This window comes from Enterobacter sp. 186315 (genome assembly GCF_053290175.1).
On the sequence record NZ_JBPTTK010000006.1, the window covers coordinates 139,492 to 156,339 of the forward strand.

At 58.6% G+C, this 16,848-nt stretch carries 13 protein-coding genes; 4 read left to right on the forward strand and 9 right to left on the reverse strand.

All coding sequences use genetic code 11. From position 1 onward, the window contains the following. Positions 1–76 precede the first annotated feature (76 nt). The 4 genes from ACSVHP_RS09315 to poxB form a co-directional block, all read right to left on the reverse strand. On the reverse strand, positions 77–1,090 hold the full coding sequence (locus tag ACSVHP_RS09315; protein ID WP_234674588.1) for an NAD-dependent epimerase/dehydratase family protein: 1,014 nt from the start codon (positions 1,088–1,090) through the stop codon (positions 77–79). Between the two features lie 93 nt (positions 1,091–1,183). Next, the gene (locus ACSVHP_RS09320; RefSeq protein ID WP_447551743.1) at positions 1,184–2,620 is read right to left on the reverse strand and encodes a DUF2867 domain-containing protein; all 1,437 of its coding nucleotides are present in this window, start codon (positions 2,618–2,620) and stop codon (positions 1,184–1,186) included. 13 nt (positions 2,621–2,633) lie between these two features. Beyond that, complete coding sequence (gene ltaE / locus ACSVHP_RS09325) at positions 2,634–3,635, reverse strand: low-specificity L-threonine aldolase (protein ID WP_447551744.1); 1,002 nt, start codon at positions 3,633–3,635, stop codon at positions 2,634–2,636. 38 nt (positions 3,636–3,673) lie between these two features. Beyond that, on the reverse strand, positions 3,674–5,392 hold the full coding sequence (poxB, locus tag ACSVHP_RS09330) for a ubiquinone-dependent pyruvate dehydrogenase (RefSeq protein ID WP_447551745.1): 1,719 nt from the start codon (positions 5,390–5,392) through the stop codon (positions 3,674–3,676). Between the two features lie 151 nt (positions 5,393–5,543). On the opposite strand from poxB, the gene ACSVHP_RS09335 reads away from it, so the two are divergent. Next, positions 5,544–5,978, forward strand: a complete 435-nt coding sequence (locus ACSVHP_RS09335; RefSeq protein WP_234674592.1) for a DoxX family protein — start codon at positions 5,544–5,546, stop codon at positions 5,976–5,978. A gap of 97 nt (positions 5,979–6,075) precedes the next feature. Here the strand turns inward: ACSVHP_RS09335 and hcr are convergent, their stop codons facing one another. The 4 genes from hcr to aqpZ all read right to left on the reverse strand — a co-directional run bounded on the left by hcr (position 6,076) and on the right by aqpZ (position 10,599). Beyond that, the gene (gene hcr, locus ACSVHP_RS09340) at positions 6,076–7,044 is read right to left on the reverse strand and encodes an NADH oxidoreductase (protein ID WP_447551746.1); all 969 of its coding nucleotides are present in this window, start codon (positions 7,042–7,044) and stop codon (positions 6,076–6,078) included. 10 nt (positions 7,045–7,054) lie between these two features. Next, entirely contained in the window at positions 7,055–8,707 is a 1,653-nt protein-coding gene (gene hcp, locus ACSVHP_RS09345; RefSeq protein ID WP_447551747.1) for a hydroxylamine reductase, read from the reverse strand. Between the two features lie 144 nt (positions 8,708–8,851). Then, the gene (locus ACSVHP_RS09350) at positions 8,852–9,751 is read right to left on the reverse strand and encodes a lysine exporter LysO family protein (protein WP_417314871.1); all 900 of its coding nucleotides are present in this window, start codon (positions 9,749–9,751) and stop codon (positions 8,852–8,854) included. 152 nt (positions 9,752–9,903) lie between these two features. Next, entirely contained in the window at positions 9,904–10,599 is a 696-nt protein-coding gene (gene aqpZ, locus ACSVHP_RS09355) for an aquaporin Z (RefSeq protein ID WP_234674596.1), read from the reverse strand. A 373-nt stretch (positions 10,600–10,972) separates the two neighbouring features. Between aqpZ and ACSVHP_RS09360 the strand changes: the two genes are divergently transcribed. Continuing rightward, positions 10,973–12,631 carry an ATP-dependent endonuclease gene (locus ACSVHP_RS09360; RefSeq protein WP_447551748.1) on the forward strand — a complete coding sequence of 553 codons (1,659 nt, stop codon included), beginning with the start codon at positions 10,973–10,975 and terminating at the stop codon, positions 12,629–12,631. On the opposite strand, the gene ACSVHP_RS09365 is transcribed toward ACSVHP_RS09360, so the two are convergent. Beyond that, entirely contained in the window at positions 12,628–13,584 is a 957-nt protein-coding gene (locus ACSVHP_RS09365) for a VirK/YbjX family protein (RefSeq protein ID WP_447551749.1), read from the reverse strand. The two genes, ACSVHP_RS09360 and ACSVHP_RS09365, sit on opposite strands and share 4 nt — an antisense overlap. A 159-nt stretch (positions 13,585–13,743) precedes the next feature. On the opposite strand from ACSVHP_RS09365, the gene macA reads away from it, so the two are divergent. Together macA and macB are read left to right on the forward strand one after the other, a co-directional pair. Beyond that, entirely contained in the window at positions 13,744–14,859 is a 1,116-nt protein-coding gene (macA, locus tag ACSVHP_RS09370) for a macrolide transporter subunit MacA (RefSeq protein WP_447551750.1), read from the forward strand. After that, complete coding sequence (gene macB, locus ACSVHP_RS09375; protein ID WP_447551751.1) at positions 14,856–16,796, forward strand: macrolide ABC transporter ATP-binding protein/permease MacB; 1,941 nt, start codon at positions 14,856–14,858, stop codon at positions 16,794–16,796. Before macA ends, macB begins: the two co-directional genes overlap by 4 nt. Positions 16,797–16,848: the final 52 nt, after the last annotated feature.

Below are 16,848 nucleotides of genomic sequence, written 5' to 3' on the forward strand. Positions count from 1 at the left end.
GGTTGCCGTTTTAGTCTTTACTCCCTCTCCCTGTGGGAGAGGGTTAGGGTGAGGGCATCAGGCCGCACCCGTCTGATTATCGATGCAATTTCCCGTGATCCCGCAACCACGCCGCCGTGCGCACAATCCCGTCGTCGAGCGTCACAATCGGTTTATACCCCAGCTCATTCTCCGCGCGTGAAATATCCAGCGTAAAATCAAAGTTAAGCTTCGATACCCCGTAGTGCGTCAGCGCAGGCTCTTTGGCCGATTTGTTGCCAAAGCGCTCCATGCTGCGGGCGATCATATCCAGCATCGGATACGGCACGGAGCGAATGCGGCACTGGATCTGCAACTCGTCAATCAGCCGCTGCACAATGCTGCGCAGGGTGCAGGGTTCACCGTTGGTAATGTTATAGGCGCGCCCGGATACAAGATGGTCGCAGTCGGCCTGGCTTGCCAGCCACATGGCGTGAACCGCGTTCTCGTAATAGGTCATATCCACCAGCGCATCGCCGCCGCGCGGCAGCAGCACGCTTTTGTAGTGGTGCATCATCTGCGCCAGGCGCGGGATAAATACCTTGTCGTGCGGCCCGAACAGGCTCTGCGGGCGCAGGACGGTAAAGCGCGTGTGCGGGTTGGACTGCGCGAGCAGATCGATCACCTCTTCGCTGGCGGCTTTGCTGCGGGCAAACTCACAGGCAAACCGCGCCGGACGGAAATCTTCCTGAATATCACGATGGTGGTGATAATCGAAATAGAGCGAAGGGGAGGAGATATGAATAAAGTTGCGCACGCCCCAGGCGACGGCCCACTCCCCAAGACGGCGGGTGGCGCGGACGTTTGCCAGATCAAACGCTTCCTGAGTGCCCCACGGGGAGGTAAAACTGGAGCAGTGCCACAGCGTATCGATTCCGGCGAGCATCACTTTTGCCTGCGAGGAGACCAGCTCGGTCAGGTCGGCATGGACAAACTCTGCGCCCATTTTTTGCAGCAGTTTACCCATCGCCTCGTTGCGACCGGTAGCCCTGACGCTAATGCCTTTATTGCGCAGAAACTCGACCGCGTTTCGGCCCAAGCCGCTGGTCGCACCGGTAACCAGTACCTTCATATCGATCCACTGTGTTGAAAAAGAATTTCGTGCGCATTCTTCCGTGAATTACGCGCTTATGCAATGGGAAAGGTGAAAGAATAAGAGTTTTATTTAGAACTTATTTTCATGTTGTTCAGCAAGCTGCGCGATGCGTTTTGCCATCCCGCGGAAGATAAACAGGTGCGCGGGGATCATAAATAGCCAGTAGAACAGACCCGGCATTCCGTGCGGATGCCACCACGCGCGAACGTCCAGCTCCCGGTGGTCACCCTTGTCTTTCAGCGTAAAACAGAGCCGCCCCAGCCCCGGCGCTTTCATGCCAAACAGCAGCGCCAGCTGCTTTTGCGGCTCCACGATAATGACCTTCCAGCTGTCGACGCTATCGCCCACCTTCAGATAGGGATGCGCAGGGCGACCTTTCGCAAGCCGATGCCCCACCAGCAGATCCATCGCGCCGCGCGTCTGCCAGAGGATATTGCCAAAGAAGTAACGCTCTTTGCCGCCGATCTGGTTCACCACGTCCCATAACGACTCAAGGCTTGCCTGCGTTTTAACGGTGCAGCCCGCCTGCTTCGGGTAATAGCCGTATTCCGGACGCCAGCGGGCAAACGCCTGCGCGTCGTAGCCCCAGTCGCTGGAGTTCACCAGCTTCTCCTCTTCTTTCAGCGTCTGGCGTACCGCATCGTCAAAGCGGATCAGCGGCTGCGGGATCAGCGCGCGCAGCTCGCGATCGTCGGCCAGCAGATCGTGCTTCAGCCCCTGGATCAGCGCTTTTGCGGTGGTGGGCGGCACGGAGGTGATCACGTTCAAAAACCACACCGAGATCCAGCGTGTGGGGAAGGGGACGGGGATCAGCCAGCGTCGACGCCCGCTCACCCGCATAAAATGTTCAAACTGCTCCTGATAGCTCAGTACCTCCGGGCCCGCCGCCTCCAGCACGCGATGCTCTTCAGCCGGATGATTCAGCAGCTCCACCAGATAGTGCAGCAGGTTTTCCAGCGCAATCGGCGTGGTGCGCGAACGTACCCAGCGCGGCGGCGTGAGCACCGGCAGGTTGTAGACCATATCGCGCATCACCTCGAAGGCGGCAGATCCCGCGCCAACGATGATCCCGGCACGCAGTTCGGTGACTGGAATATTGGCGGTGCGCAGGGTTTCTGCGGTCAGCTGGCGCGCGCGCAGATGGTCAGACTGTTCGTGCTCGGGAGCCTGTAGCGAGCTTAAAAAAATCACCTGCTTTACAGGCGATTGCAGCAGGGCGTCGCGCACGTTCATCGCCACCTGACGCTCGTGGGCGATAAAATCGCCGCCTTCGCCCATGCTGTGAACCAGGTAGTAAAGCGTATCCACCCCGTCCAGCAGCGCGGATAAACGCTGCGGCCAGTTGAGATCCACGCTGTGACAGGTGACGTTGGGAAGCTCCAGCTTTTGCAGACGCTCAACGCTGCGTGCCGCCGCCAGAACCTGATGCCCGCGCTGACTGAGCGCCGTTGTCAGGTGCTGACCAATATACCCGCTGGCGCCAAGCACCAGAATTCGTTGCGGCACGTTACGCTCCTTATTAACGCTGTAAAAATGCCTGCCAGTGGCTAACCACCTCGGCAAGCTGCTCGCGGCTGACGTCCAGATGCATCACCAGACGCACAACCGGCGAGGCGTTGATCAGCACGCCACGCGACTTCATGAATTCACCAAGCGAAGCGGCGTGGTCGTCGCCAACGCGCACAAACAGCATGTTGGTGTCGTGACGCATCACGTCCGCGCCAATTTCACGCAGCTGCGCGGCCATCCAGGCGGCGTTGTCGTGATCCTCTTTCAGGCGCGCAACGTTGTTTTTCAGCGCGTACAGCCCGGCAGCCGCCAGAATTCCCGCCTGACGCATTCCGCCGCCGGTCATTTTACGCCAGCGGTTGGCGCGCTTGATGTAGTCCGCGTTGCCCACCAGCAGCGAGCCAACGGGCGTGCCTAAGCCTTTTGAGAGACAAATGGTGAACGAGTCGCAGTATTGCGTGATTTCTTTCAGCTCGCAGCCATACTCCACCACGGCGTTAAAGATGCGCGCGCCGTCGACGTGCAGCCCCAGATGGCGCTCGCGTGTGAACGCCCACGCCGCCTTCAGGTAGTCGCGTGGCAGCACTTTACCGTTGTGGGTGTTTTCCAGACTCAGGAGTTTTGTTCGTGCGAAGTGAATGTCGTCGGCCTTAATTTTTGCCGCGACTTTATCCAGCGGCAGGGAGCCATCCGCAGCGGCATCGATCGGCTGCGGCTGAATGCTGCCGAGCACCGCCGCGCCGCCCGCTTCGTAGAGGTAGTTATGTGCGCCCTGGCCGACGATATACTCTTCGCCGCGCTCGCAGTGGCTGAGCAGCGCCACCAGGTTCGCCTGGGTGCCAGTCGGCAGGAACAGGGCGTCTTCTTTACCGCTGAGTTCTGCGGCATAACGCTGAAGCTCGTTGACCGTCGGGTCATCGCCGTAAACGTCGTCCCCGACCGGGGCGGCCATCATCTCTTCGAGCATGGCGCGACTCGGGCGGGTAACGGTATCACTACGCAGGTCTATCATGGCAAGTCCTTAAGTTTTAAAAGGCATTGCCAGATGTTTTACCTGAGCCAGTTGGTTTTTGCCAGTTCGATCACCTCGTCGCCGCGACCGCTGATGATGGCGCGCAGCATATACAGGCTAAAGCCTTTGGCCTGCTCCAGCTTGATCTGCGGCGGGATCGCCAGCTCATCTTTGGCGACCACCACGTCGACCAGCACCGGGCCGTCGATGGAGAAGGCGCGCTGGAGCGCTTCGTCGACGTCAGAGGCTTTCTCCACGCGAATACCCGTGATGCCGCAGGCTTCGGCAATGCGGGCGAAGTTGGTGTCGTGCAGCTCGGTGCCGTCGGTCAAATAGCCCCCGGCCTTCATCTCCATCGCCACAAAGCCGAGCACGCTGTTGTTGAAGACCACGATTTTAACCGGCAGCTTCATCTGCACCACCGACAGGAAATCCCCCATCAGCATGCTGAACCCGCCGTCGCCGCACATCGCCACCACCTGACGTTCAGGCGCGGTGGCTTTCGCACCCAGCGCCTGCGGCATGGCGTTTGCCATCGAGCCGTGGTTAAACGATCCGAGCAGGCGGCGTTTGCCGTTCATTTTCAGGTAGCGCGCCGCCCAGACCGTTGGCGTGCCGACATCGCAGGTAAAGATGGCGTCGTCATCGGCGAAGTGGCTGATCTGCTGCGCCAGATATTGCGGGTGAATGGCTTTGTCGCTCGGTTTGGCGAGATCGTCCAGCCCTTTGCGCGCGTCGCGGTAGTCGCTGAGCGCTTTATCGAGGAACTTACGGTCGGTCTTCTCTTCCAGCAGCGGGAGCAGGGCGGCGAGGGTGGATTTGATATCGCCGATCAGCGCAACGTCCACCTTGCTGTGGGCACCAATGCTGCCGGGGTTAATGTCGATCTGGATGATTTTTGCGTCCGTAGGGTAGAAGGCGCGATACGGGAACTGGGTGCCGAGTAAAACGACGGTATCGGCGTTCATCAGGGTGTGAAAACCGGAGGAGAACCCGATAAGCCCGGTCATGCCCACGTCGTAAGGGTTATCGTATTCGACGTGCTCTTTCCCGCGCAGGGCGTGAACGATGGGCGCTTTAATTTTTCCGGCAAATTCCACCAGCTCTTTATGCGCGCCTGCACAGCCGCTGCCGCACATCAGGGCGATATTGCTGGAGTAGCGCAGCAGCTGCGCCAGCTTTTTCAGCTCCTCTTCAGCAGGCGTTACCACCGGCTGCGGGGCATGATACCAGTGGGTGCTGGCGCTTTCCGGCGCGGCCTGGAGCGCCACGTCGCCAGGGATCACCACCACCGAAACGCCGCGATTCAAAATCGCTTTACGCATCGCAATCGCCAGCACCTGTGGGATCTGCTCCGGGGATGAAACCAGCTCGCAATAGTGGCTGCACTCGCGGAACAGCTCCTGAGGATGGGTTTCCTGAAAATAGCCGCTGCCGATTTCTGATGACGGAATGTGCGCGGCGATGGCCAGCACCGGAACGTGGTTGCGATGGCAGTCAAACAGACCGTTAATCAAATGCAGGTTTCCCGGCCCGCACGAGCCTGCGCACACGGCAAGCTCGCCCGTCAGCTGCGCTTCTGCGCCTGCGGCAAAGGCGGCGACCTCTTCATGACGCGTCGGCATCCATTCGATGGTTTTCATTTTATTCAGGCTATCGCTTAAGCCGTTGAGGGAATCGCCGGTGACGCCCCAGATACGTTTTACGCCAGCCTGTTCAAGCGTTTTCGCGATGTATGCCGCTACGGTTTGTTTCATGGTTGTCCATCTCCGATTTGTGATAACGCTTACAAGCTTAGATGAAAGTCCCCGTATTGCCCGTTTTACCCCTCTGATAAATGGCGCTTTTCATTCTCAACTATTCGGCATAATCTGGTGAAACCTCGGGTAAAAACAGGAATAATTTCAAATGGTTAAATCAATGTTAATTGCTGTTAATAAAAAGCTAGCGTGCGACGATCTTGGCAAACTCTTGTTACGACTTGCCGTCGGCGGACTGATGCTGTTTCACGGATTACACAAGCTTTTCGGCGGCGTGGGGTTTATCAGCGGAATGCTGGTGGCAAAAGGATTACCGGGCTTTATTGCCTACGGCGTATTGATCGGTGAAGTGGTGGCACCCATCCTGATTATCGTCGGCCTCTTCACCCGCCCGGCGGCGCTGGTGCTGGCCTTCACGATGGTCGTGGCGTGGCTGATGGTGGGAACCGGCAAAACCTTCGCGCTGGACGCGGTCGGCGCATGGGCCATCGAAAGCCTGGTCTATTTCTTTATTGGCTCGCTCGCCGTGGCGTTTTTAGGCGCAGGCCGTTACGCGCTGGGCAAAGATCCTGCGTGGCGATAGGGCAAAAAAGCCCGGTGGCGCTAATGCTTACCGGGCCTACGGCCTGCATGAACAATGTAGGCCGGGTAAACGCAGTGCCACCCGGCAACAGGCGACATCACGCCAGAACAAGATCCCCCTGCGGATGACAGGAGCACGCCAGCACGTAACCGTCGGCGATTTCCGCATCCGTTAGCGTCATGGTGCTGGTCACGGTGTAGTCACCGGAGACCACTTTCGTTTTACAGCATCCGCAGACGCCCGCGCGGCAGGCCGCCACGACCGGCACCTTGTTGCTTTCCAGCGCTTCCAGCAGCGTGGTCCCGACGCGACCAAAGAAGGTCTGCGCGGGCTGCATTTTGGTGAACTTAATCCCGCTGGTCGCCGCTTCCGCCACGGGGGTGAAAAACTTCTCTTTGTAGAAGCGGGTCACGCCGAGCGCTTTTACTTCCTGCTCCACGATATCCATATACGGCGCCGGGCCGCAGGTCATCACCGTGCGTGAGGCGATATCCGGCACGCTTTGCAGCAGCTCGCGGCTCAGGCGACCGGAGACAAAACCGTGCGTTGCGTTGTGCTCCGCCACCAGCGTCACCGGATACTTGCGCCATTCGTCGGCAAAGATCACATCTTCCGGTGAACGCACGCTGAAAATTACCTGCACGTCCGCCTGGGGGCGGTTTTTAGCCAGCCAGCGACGCATCGACATCACCGGGGTCACGCCGCAGCCCGCCGCCAGCAGCAGGAACTTATCGTCAGTCTTGTCATCACAGGTGAAATCACCCTGCGCGTCAGACAGCCAGATATAGTCCCCGCGCTTCACGTCGCGCGTCAGCCACTGGGAGCCCGCACCGTCATCAATGCGGCGGACGGTGAGCGTAATGTACTCGCTCACGCCGGGCGTTGAGGAGATCGTATAGGCGCGCAGGGTCTCCGCCGAGTTGCGCACGCTGACCAGCGCATACTGGCCCGCGCGGTACGGATAATAGTCATGGCACAGCAGCGACAGCGTCCACACATCCGGCGTTTCCTGATGGATGTGGTGAACCTGCATCCGCCACGGACATTGTGAGGTTGGCATCGTCATGAATAGCTCCTTACGCGCTCAGCAGCTGCTGCATATCTTCTTCAACGGTGGTCACGGAACGCAGACCAAACTTCTCGTTCAGCACGGCGAGCAGGTCAGGCGTCAGGAAGCCAGGCGCGGTCGGGCCGGTAACGATGTTGGTCACGCCGAGCGAGAGCAGGGTCAACAGGATCACAATCGCTTTCTGCTCGAACCAGGAGAGCACCAGAGAGAGCGGCAGGTCGTTCACGCCGCAGCCCAGTTTTTCGGCCAGGGTGACGGCCAGAATGATGGCGGAGTAGGCGTCGTTACACTGACCCGCATCCACCAGACGCGGCAGACCTTCGATGTCGCCGAAGTCGAGCTTGTTGAAACGGTATTTACCGCAGGCCAGGGTCAGGATCAGGCAATCCTGCGGCACGCTTGTGGCGAAATCGGTGAAGTAGTTACGCTCGCCGCGCGCGCCGTCGCAGCCGCCGATCAGGAAGATGTGGCGCAGTTTTTCACGGCTCACCAGATCAATCAGGGAATCCGCCGCGCCGAGCAGCGTTTCACGACCAAAACCAACGGTAATGAGATGCGGGATCTCGCTGTACGGGAAGCCCGCCATCTGCTGCGCCTGGGCAATTACCGGACCGAAATCGTCGCCTTCGAGGTGGCTCACGCCCGGCCAGCCGACGATGCTGCGGGTCCAGATACGATCGTCATACGCGCCCACGGTCGGGTCGATGATGCAGTTAGAGGTCATCACAATCGGGCCAGGGAAGCGGGCGAACTCAACCTGCTGGTTCTGCCAGCCGCTGCCGTAGTTTCCGATCAGATGTTTGAATTTACGCAGTTCAGGATAGCCGTGCGCGGGCAGCATTTCGCCGTGGGTATAAACGTTAACGCCGGTGCCTTCGGTCTGCTTCAGCAGGTTATAGAGATCTTTCAGGTCGTGACCGGAAATCAGGATGCACTTGCCTTCGGTCGCCTTCACGTTCACCTGCGTCGGGGTCGGGTGGCCGTAGGTGCTGGTTTCACCTGCATCCAGGATGCTCATCACCCTGAAGTTCATCTGGCCGATTTCCATTGAGCACTCGAGCAGCGCGTTCATGTCGGAAGGCCAAGTGCCGAGCCACGCCATGATTTTGTGGTACTGGGTGTAGATGTCGTTGTCGTACTGACCCAGCACGTGCGCGTGTTCCATATAGGCCGCCGCGCCTTTCAGGCCGTACAGGCACAGCAGGCGCAGGCCGAGAATGTTCTCGCCAATCGCCGCTTTGTCTTTATTCGGGGTAAATTCTGCCGCCTGGCGCTGTAAATCGCCCAGATCGTCGCTCACCAGCTGAAGTTCCGCCATTGGGTTATCAACGCGCGCGCCGGCATCGGCGTTCAGACACTGGGCTTTCAGCGCTTCGCGCAGGGCGATGGCTTCGCGGGCGTAACCGACGATGCGCGGGGAGTCGAAGTTAACGTTGGTCAGCGTAGAGAAGAAGGCGCGCGGCGCGAAGCTGTCAACGTAGTGGTCAATAATCCCGTATTCGCGAGCCTTAAATGCCCAGGCGGAAAGCCCCTGCAAGGCGGCAATCAGCAGATCCTGGAGATCTGAAGTCTCTGCCGTTTTGCCGCACATCCCCTGCGCGTAAGAGCAGCCGTTGCCTGCCGGGGTACGGATAGTTTGTTCACATTGCACACAGAACATAGTCACACCTGTTAAAGTTATATTTAAAATACATGTTTAAGGTTATGCCTGTGACTACACGGAGAAAAGTGCTTTCTGCTACAAACTAAAGGGAGATTGATTTAGCGCAATTTTGGCGGCAGGAGCCCTACCGCCAGCGGGGTATTATGCGGAGAAAAACGCCATCATAATCGGCACCAGCAGGCTTAAAATAAAGCCGTGGACGATAGCGGCGGGCACCATTTCAAGGCCGCCTGAACGCTGTAGCACCGGTAGGGTGAAGTCCATCGAGGTGGCGCCGCACAGCCCCAGCGCGGTAGAACGGCTGCGCTGCACCAGCCCCGGGATCAGCATAATCGCCAGCAGCTCGCGCCCCAGATCGTTAAAGAAGGCCGCGCTGCCAATCACCGGGCCGAACGATTCCGTCATCAAAATACCGGACAGGGAATACCAGCCAAAACCGGACGCCATCGCCAGCCCGGTTTTCAGCGGCAGGTCGAGAATAAAGGCGTTAATTACGCCGGCCACCATTGAGCTGGCGACCACCACCACGGCAACGATCATTCCCCGACGATTAAGGACAATCTGCTTCAGCGTCATGCCATTGTTTCGCAGCTGAATACCGATCAGGAACAGCAGGAAGATCAGGGTATATTCGCTCGCTTCTGTCGCGTGCTGCAAAAATGCCCAACCGGTCAGTCCCAGTAGAAAACCGAGTACCACCACGCCGCACAGTTTTAATGACTCCAGCGCCATCGCAATACGCGAGGGGAGTTTTTCCTGATGATGATGATTTTTCCACGGAATAGTGCGTTCGAGCCACAACAGTGCGGCAATATTGCACAGCATAATAACCACAATAGTGACCGCAGAATAATGCAGGATGGCCAATAAATTGGACGCCAGATTATCCAGAAACGCCAGGCTAATCCCCATAAAGAAAAGAATGACGTAAACAATCCAGCTGAGAAAACGATTGATGAGTCTTAATGCAGATTCACGACGCAGTGGAATAAGGTAGCCCACGATCAGGGGCAGCAGAATAATGAGGAGTCCTGAAAACATGAACAGCCGTTCCTTTTGAGTATCTGTTAAGCGCCCAAGACACTACCCAATAAAGGCTGTCAGGTAAAGCGACATAAAAAAGCCGGGTGGCGGCTACGCCTTACCCGGCTAGTATGTACAGCCCTCTCCCACAGGGAGAGGAGGGAAAATCGTTAATCGCGTTTTTCCAGCAGGGTGCGGTAAAGCACGCCGCCCAGAATACCGCCGATAATTGGCATCACCCAGAACAGCCACAGCTGCTGCAATGCCCAGCCGCCCTGGAAGATAGCCACCGCGGTGCTACGCGCCGGGTTAACGGAGGTATTGGTGACAGGGATAGAGATCAGGTGAATAAGGGTCAGCGCCAGGCCGATAGCAATAGGCGCAAAGCCTGCCGGGGCGTGTTTGTCGGTTGCGCCGTGGATCACCAGCAGGAAGCCTGCGGTCAGCACAATTTCAATCACGATAGCAGAGAGCATGGAATAACCGCCGGGGGAGTGCTCGCCGAAGCCGTTTGATGCAAACCCGCTGGCCGCTGCGTCAAATCCTGCTTTACCGCTGGCAATCACATACAGAATGCCCGCTGCAATAATGCCGCCCACAACCTGCGCAATAATATAGCCAATGACCTCTTTAGCCGGGAAACGACCGCCAGCCCATAAGCCTAACGTTACCGCCGGGTTAAAATGGCCGCCGGAAATATGGCCGACGGCAAACGCCATTGTTAATACCGTTAAACCAAATGCCAGAGCGACACCGGCAAAACCAATACCGAGCTCCGGGAACGCTGCCGCTAAAACGGCGCTGCCGCAACCACCAAATACCAGCCAGAATGTACCAAAACATTCGGCCGCTAATTTTCTAAACATAACCACCTCAATCATAAAATTCCGCACGCGTCCTGCGCACGGGCTTTATCGCCATAAAGGGATGACGACTCAAAGAGCCATTATTTTAAAAACCAATAACATCCCTTCGCCACTTAAATAAATTCGATAAATTTGATTTAAGGCAATGTGATGTCATTCCTTGTTCAGACCGGAGGTAAAAAAAGCATAGTCCAGTTTGCGGACGCGAGTATCTTGTTCAATATCGGTTATTTCAAACGAAACTTAGGCTCTGAATTCTTAATTTATCGTCTGGCCTCGGAATTTTCGTGGTGTCTCCCGGTGTTATGTCGTGCCGCCTCCCGCTATACTCCTGATAACTTGAAGGAAAAAGTGGCCATTGCGCGGGGGATTTATGCTTCTCGAACGTGTGGAAATTGTCGGATTTCGCGGTATCAACCGCCTGTCGCTGATGCTTGAGCAGAACAACGTTCTGATAGGCGAAAACGCCTGGGGTAAGTCCAGCCTGCTGGATGCGCTGACCCTTTTATTATCACCCGAAGATGACCTGTACCACTTTGTGCGCGACGACTTCTGGTTTCCGCCGGGAGATGTCCAGGGGCGTGAAAAACACCTGCACATTATTCTCACCTTTCGCGAGGCCGAGCCCGGGCGTCACCGGGTGCGCCGTTTCCGCCCCATGTCGCCGTGCTGGGTGCCCTGCGAAGACGACTATCACCGCATCTTCTACCGTCTGGAAGGGGAGCTGGGCGACAACGACAGCGTACTGACCCTGCGCGAGTTTCTCGATGAAAAGGGCAACCCGATCGCGCTGGAGAACATCGACGAGCTGGCATCCCATCTTATCCGCCTCTCCCCGGTGCTGCGCCTGCGCGACGCCCGCTTTATGCGCCGCATCCGTAACGGCACGGTGCCCACCGCGCCGGATGTTGAAGTCACCGCGCGCGAGCTGGATTTCCTCGCCCGCGAGCTGGTTTCCCGTCCGCAAAATTTAACCGACGGCCAGATCCGCCAGGGGCTGTCGGCCATGGTACAACTGCTTGAGCACTACTTTTCCGAGCAGGGCACGTCGCAGTCCCGGCACCGTCTGATGCGCCGCCGTTCCCACGATGAACAGCGAAGCTGGCGCTATCTCGACATCATCAACAGGATGATCGACAAGCCCGGCGGGCGCAGCCATCGGGTGATCCTGCTGGGGTTATTTTCCACGCTGTTGCAGGCCAAAGGCACCGTCCGGCTGGATCGGGATGCGCGCCCGCTGCTGCTGGTGGAAGATCCCGAAACCCGCCTGCACCCCATTATGCTTTCCGTGGCCTGGCATCTGCTGAATTTGCTGCCCCTGCAACGGATCGCTACCACCAACTCAGGTGAACTGCTCTCGTTAACGCCCGTCGAGTATGTCTGTCGGCTGGTGCGTGAATCGTCGCGCGTGACCGCCTATCGGCTGGGGCCGGGCGGACTAAGCGCGGAAGATGGGCGTCGCATTGCCTTTCATATCCGCTTTAACCGCGCCTCGTCGCTCTTTGCCCGCTGCTGGCTGCTGGTGGAGGGGGAAACCGAAACCTGGGTCATCAACGAGCTGGCGCGCCAGTGCGGACACCATTTTGACGCCGAGGGGATCAAGGTCATCGAGTTCGCGCAGTCGGGATTAAAACCGCTGATCAAATTCGCGCGCCGGATGGGCATCGAGTGGCACGTGCTGGTAGACGGCGACGAGGCGGGCAAGAAATATGCCTCAACGGTGCGCGGTCTGCTGAACAACGTGCGGGAAGAGGAGCGGGACCATTTGACCACGCTTCCGGCGATGGATATGGAACACTTTATGTATCGCCATGGATTTGACGACGTTTTCCACCGCGTGGCGATGATCCCCGTGGATGTGCCGATGAACATGCGCCGGGTGATCGCCAAAGCCATTCATCGTTCGTCGAAACCCGATCTCGCGATAGAAGTGGCCACGGAAGCGGCGCGACGGGGCGTGGAGTCCGTGCCGGGGCTGCTGCGCAAAATGTTCTCCCGCGTGCTGTGGCTGGCGCGCGGGAGGGCCGATTAGCTGCGGGTGGCGAGGGTAGTCTGGTTTGCCAGGCTATCCAGCAGCTCATAGCGACGGCGATATTCGGAGCGTTTTTTGCTCGCGATCTCTTCCATCGGCTTGCGCGGCATGGTCAGCGGTAACGCAAAGTTGCCGTTGTCCTGCTTTTCACCGCCGATAGAGAGCCAGAAGCTGTCGTAATCCGCCAGCAGTTTTCCCTCTTTTTTCTTGCGATAGCGCCAGCTGCGGTAGATGTGGGTGCCGTTACTCACCGCAACGATTTGCTCCACCGGGAAAGCGCTTCCCAGCGTCATGGCGGTCTCAACCAGCAGGCGTTTCGGGAACAGGCCGTGGCAGGCTTTGGTCGCCCCCTGGATCAGCTCGTGCGGGACGTGCGCTTTTGCCCCTTGCAGGCCGCCGATAAACAGCGTCGATTTACCTTCAAACTGGCACAGCGTAAAGGTCATTTCAGCCAGCACAACGTTCTGACGATCGCAAAAGGCGAGCGTCGCCTCACCTTCTTTATCGAGGAAGGCGTCGGCGCACAGGCGGATAGTGTACTGCTGCTCATCTTTGCCGGTCAGGGTCGCAAGAATAACGCCCGGCTTCGAAAGATAGCCGTTCAGCAGCGTCGCCGGAAGCTGACGGCTCATGGTCTGGTAGTGCCAGTTGAGCGAGTCGAGCGCCTGCTGGCGCGGCATATTCACCGTCAGCCACGGGCGATGCAGGCGGCACGGCAGGCCCGGCTGCACCTGAAGCATTTGCAGCAGACGCGGCTGTTTTGCCAGCTGGGTCAGCAGGCGCGCGGTGCTGAAAGGCGTCGCCAGCGAACGTAACATGAACTTACGTCGATAAGAGGGGTTTTGCCACGCAAGCCCCGGCGTGAGTTTGCCGAAGGCCAGGTTTGTGAAAAGCTGCCAGCCGGATTTTGGCTGCGGCTGGTGGGAATAGGGCGTGTCGACGATGGAAGACATGATAGTTCTCGCTTCTTTTGGCTGATCTTTATTTCAACAGGCGATTTATCAACATCTCGTAAACAATTTATGACGATTACAGGAAACAGGGCTTTCGTTGAGGAGTGGTTTAGATAGAATCAACCGTTATGATTGCCAGAACATTTATTTGGAATTTTTATGAAGCTTAAGGGAAAACGCAGAAAGCTGTTTCTGCTGCTGGCGGTAGTGGTGTTAGTGGGCGGATTCTGGCTGTGGCAGGTGCTGAACGCGCCGGTGCCGCAGTATCAAACCCTGATCGTCCGTCCGGGTGAACTGCAACAGAACGTTCTGGCGACGGGGAAACTTGACGCCCTGCGTAAGGTTGACGTGGGCGCGCAGGTCAGCGGTCAGCTGAAAACGCTGTCGGTCGAAATCGGCGACAAGGTCAAGAAAGGCCAGCTGCTGGGGGTTATCGATCCCGAGCAGGCGGAAAACCAGATCCGCGAAGTGGAGGCGACCCTGATGGAGCTGCGCGCCCAGCGTGCGCAGGCGCAGGCGGAGCGCAACCTTGCTCAGGTGACGCTGACCCGTCAGCAGGCGCTGGCGAAAACCCAGGCGATCTCGAAGCAGGATCTGGATACCGCGGCAACCCAGCTGGCGGTCAAACAGGCGCAGATCGGCACCATCGATGCGCAAATCAAGCGTAATCAGGCCTCGCTGGATACGGCGAAAACCAACCTTGACTACACGCGCATCGTGGCGCCGATGGCCGGGGAAGTGACCCAGATCACCACCCTTCAGGGCCAGACGGTGATTGCCGCACAGCAGGCGCCGAACATCCTGACGCTGGCGGATATGAGCACCATGCTGGTGAAAGCCCAGGTGTCCGAAGCCGACGTCATTCACCTGAAACCGGGGCAAAACGCCTGGTTTACCGTGCTCGGCGATCCGCAAACCCGCTATGAAGGCGTGCTGAAAGACATTCTGCCCACGCCGGAAAAGGTCAACGACGCTATCTTCTATTACGCGCGTTTCGAAGTGCCTAACCCGCAGGGCGTGCTGCGTCTGGACATGACCGCGCAGGTCCACATCCAGCTGACGGGCGTGAAAAACGTGCTCACCATTCCGCTCTCCGCATTAGGGGAATCGGCCGGTGACGGGCGCTACAAGGTTAAAGTGCTGCGCAACGGCGAAACCCGCGAGCGTGAGGTCTCGATTGGCGCGCGCAACGACACCGACGTGGTGATCGCTAAAGGGCTGGAAGAGGGCGAAGAGGTGGTCATCGGCGAAAGCCTGCCCGGAGCCGCTAAATGACGGCCCTGCTTGAGCTGAATAACATTCGCCGCAGCTATCCGTCAGGCGACGGTCCGGTTGAGGTGCTCAAGGGGATCACCCTGAGCGTGCAGGCGGGCGAGATGGTGGCGATTGTCGGCGCCTCGGGTTCCGGTAAATCGACCCTGATGAACATTCTCGGCTGCCTGGATAAACCCACCAGCGGCAGCTACCGGGTGGCGGGAACGGACGTTTCGACGCTGGACGGCGACGCGCTGGCGAAGCTTCGCCGCGAGCACTTCGGCTTTATCTTCCAGCGTTACCATCTGCTTTCTCACCTGAGCGCGGCGCAGAACGTCGAGGTTCCGGCGGTCTATGCGGGCGTGGAGCGCAAACAGCGCCTTGAGCGCGCCCAGGCGCTGTTAACCCGTCTGGGGCTGGCGGAACGCGTGGACTATCAGCCTTCGCAGCTTTCCGGCGGCCAGCAGCAGCGCGTCAGTATTGCCCGCGCGCTGATGAACGGCGGGCAGGTGATTTTGGCGGATGAACCCACCGGGGCGCTCGACAGCCATTCGGGCGAAGAGGTCATGGCGATCCTGCACCAGCTGCGCGAACAGGGGCACACGGTCATTATCGTCACCCACGACCCGCTGGTGGCGGCCCAGGCTGAACGGATAATCGAGATCCACGACGGCGAGCTGGTCAGCAACCCGCCAGCGAAACTGGCCGCCGCGCAGCCCCTCAAACAGACCTTGCCGCAAAGTTCCGGCTGGGGGCAGTTTGCCAGCGGCTTTCGTGAAGCGCTGACCATGGCCTGGCTGGCGATGGCGGCCAACAAAATGCGCACCCTGCTGACCATGCTCGGCATCATCATCGGCATCGCCTCGGTGGTGTCCATTGTGGTGGTGGGCGATGCGGCGAAACAGATGGTGCTGGCGGATATTCGCGCCATCGGCACCAACACCATCGACGTCTATCCCGGCAAAGATTTCGGCGACGACGAGCCGCAGTATCAGCAGGCGCTGAAATATGACGATCTGGTGGCTATCCAGCGCCAGCCCTGGGTCAATTCCGCTACGCCTGCGGTGTCGCAAAACCTGCGCCTTCGCTACGGCAATATTGACGTTGCGGCGAGCGCGAACGGGGTCAGCGGCGACTACTTTAACGTCTACGGCATGACCTTCAGCCAGGGGGCGACCTTCAACGCCGAACAGCTGGCGGGCAGGGCGCAGGTGGTGGTGCTGGACGCTAACTCGCGCAGGCAGCTGTTCCCGAATAAGACCAACGTGGTGGGCGAAGTGGTTCTGGTGGGCAACATGCCTGCAACGGTGATTGGCGTGGCGGAAGAGAAGCAGTCGATGTTTGGCAGCAGCAAGATCCTGCGCGTCTGGCTGCCCTACACCACGATTTCCGGGCGGATCATGGGGCAGTCCTGGCTGAACTCCATCACCGTTCGCGTCAAAGAGGGCTACGACAGCGCACAGGCGGAGCAGCAGCTGGAGCGATTGCTCACCCTGCGCCACGGGAAGAAGGATTTCTTCACCTGGAATATGGACGGCCTCTTGAAAACGGCGGAAAAGACCACACGTACTTTACAGCTCTTCCTGACGCTGGTGGCGGTGATTTCGTTAGTCGTCGGCGGGATTGGGGTGATGAATATCATGCTGGTGTCGGTCACGGAACGCACGCGGGAGATTGGCATCCGTATGGCGGTGGGCGCCAGAGCAAGCGACGTGTTGCAGCAGTTTTTAATTGAAGCGGTGCTGGTGTGTCTGGTGGGGGGCGCGATGGGGATAGCCCTGTCGATGATGATCGCCTTTGCCCTGCGGCTCTTTTTACCCGGCTGGGAAATCGGCTTCTCGCCGGTGGCGATCCTCACCGCATTTTTGTGTTCGACCTTTACCGGCATCCTGTTTGGCTGGCTCCCGGCACGCAATGCCGCGCGGCTGGATCCGGTCGATGCGCTGGCGCGGGAATAACCCCAAAATAAAAATGCCAGCCGATCGGGCTGGCATTTTGACTGCGGGATGT

What these genes read in the sequence shown, in the direction of transcription:
- ACSVHP_RS09350 (WP_417314871.1), bottom strand. Translation starts at nt 9,751, where the DNA reads ATGTTTTCAGGACTCCTCATTATTCTGCTGCCCCTGATCGTGGGCTAC.
- aqpZ (WP_234674596.1), bottom strand. Translation starts at nt 10,599, where the DNA reads ATGTTTAGAAAATTAGCGGCCGAATGTTTTGGTACATTCTGGCTGGTA.
- poxB (WP_447551745.1), bottom strand. Translation starts at nt 5,392, where the DNA reads ATGAAACAAACCGTAGCGGCATACATCGCGAAAACGCTTGAACAGGCT.
- ACSVHP_RS09335 (WP_234674592.1), top strand. Translation starts at nt 5,544, where the DNA reads ATGGTTAAATCAATGTTAATTGCTGTTAATAAAAAGCTAGCGTGCGAC.
- macB (WP_447551751.1), top strand. Translation starts at nt 14,856, where the DNA reads ATGACGGCCCTGCTTGAGCTGAATAACATTCGCCGCAGCTATCCGTCA.
- macA (WP_447551750.1), top strand. Translation starts at nt 13,744, where the DNA reads ATGAAGCTTAAGGGAAAACGCAGAAAGCTGTTTCTGCTGCTGGCGGTA.
- ACSVHP_RS09360 (WP_447551748.1), top strand. Translation starts at nt 10,973, where the DNA reads ATGCTTCTCGAACGTGTGGAAATTGTCGGATTTCGCGGTATCAACCGC.
- hcp (WP_447551747.1), bottom strand. Translation starts at nt 8,707, where the DNA reads ATGTTCTGTGTGCAATGTGAACAAACTATCCGTACCCCGGCAGGCAAC.
- ltaE (WP_447551744.1), bottom strand. Translation starts at nt 3,635, where the DNA reads ATGATAGACCTGCGTAGTGATACCGTTACCCGCCCGAGTCGCGCCATG.
- ACSVHP_RS09315 (WP_234674588.1), bottom strand. Translation starts at nt 1,090, where the DNA reads ATGAAGGTACTGGTTACCGGTGCGACCAGCGGCTTGGGCCGAAACGCG.
- ACSVHP_RS09365 (WP_447551749.1), bottom strand. Translation starts at nt 13,584, where the DNA reads ATGTCTTCCATCGTCGACACGCCCTATTCCCACCAGCCGCAGCCAAAA.
- hcr (WP_447551746.1), bottom strand. Translation starts at nt 7,044, where the DNA reads ATGACGATGCCAACCTCACAATGTCCGTGGCGGATGCAGGTTCACCAC.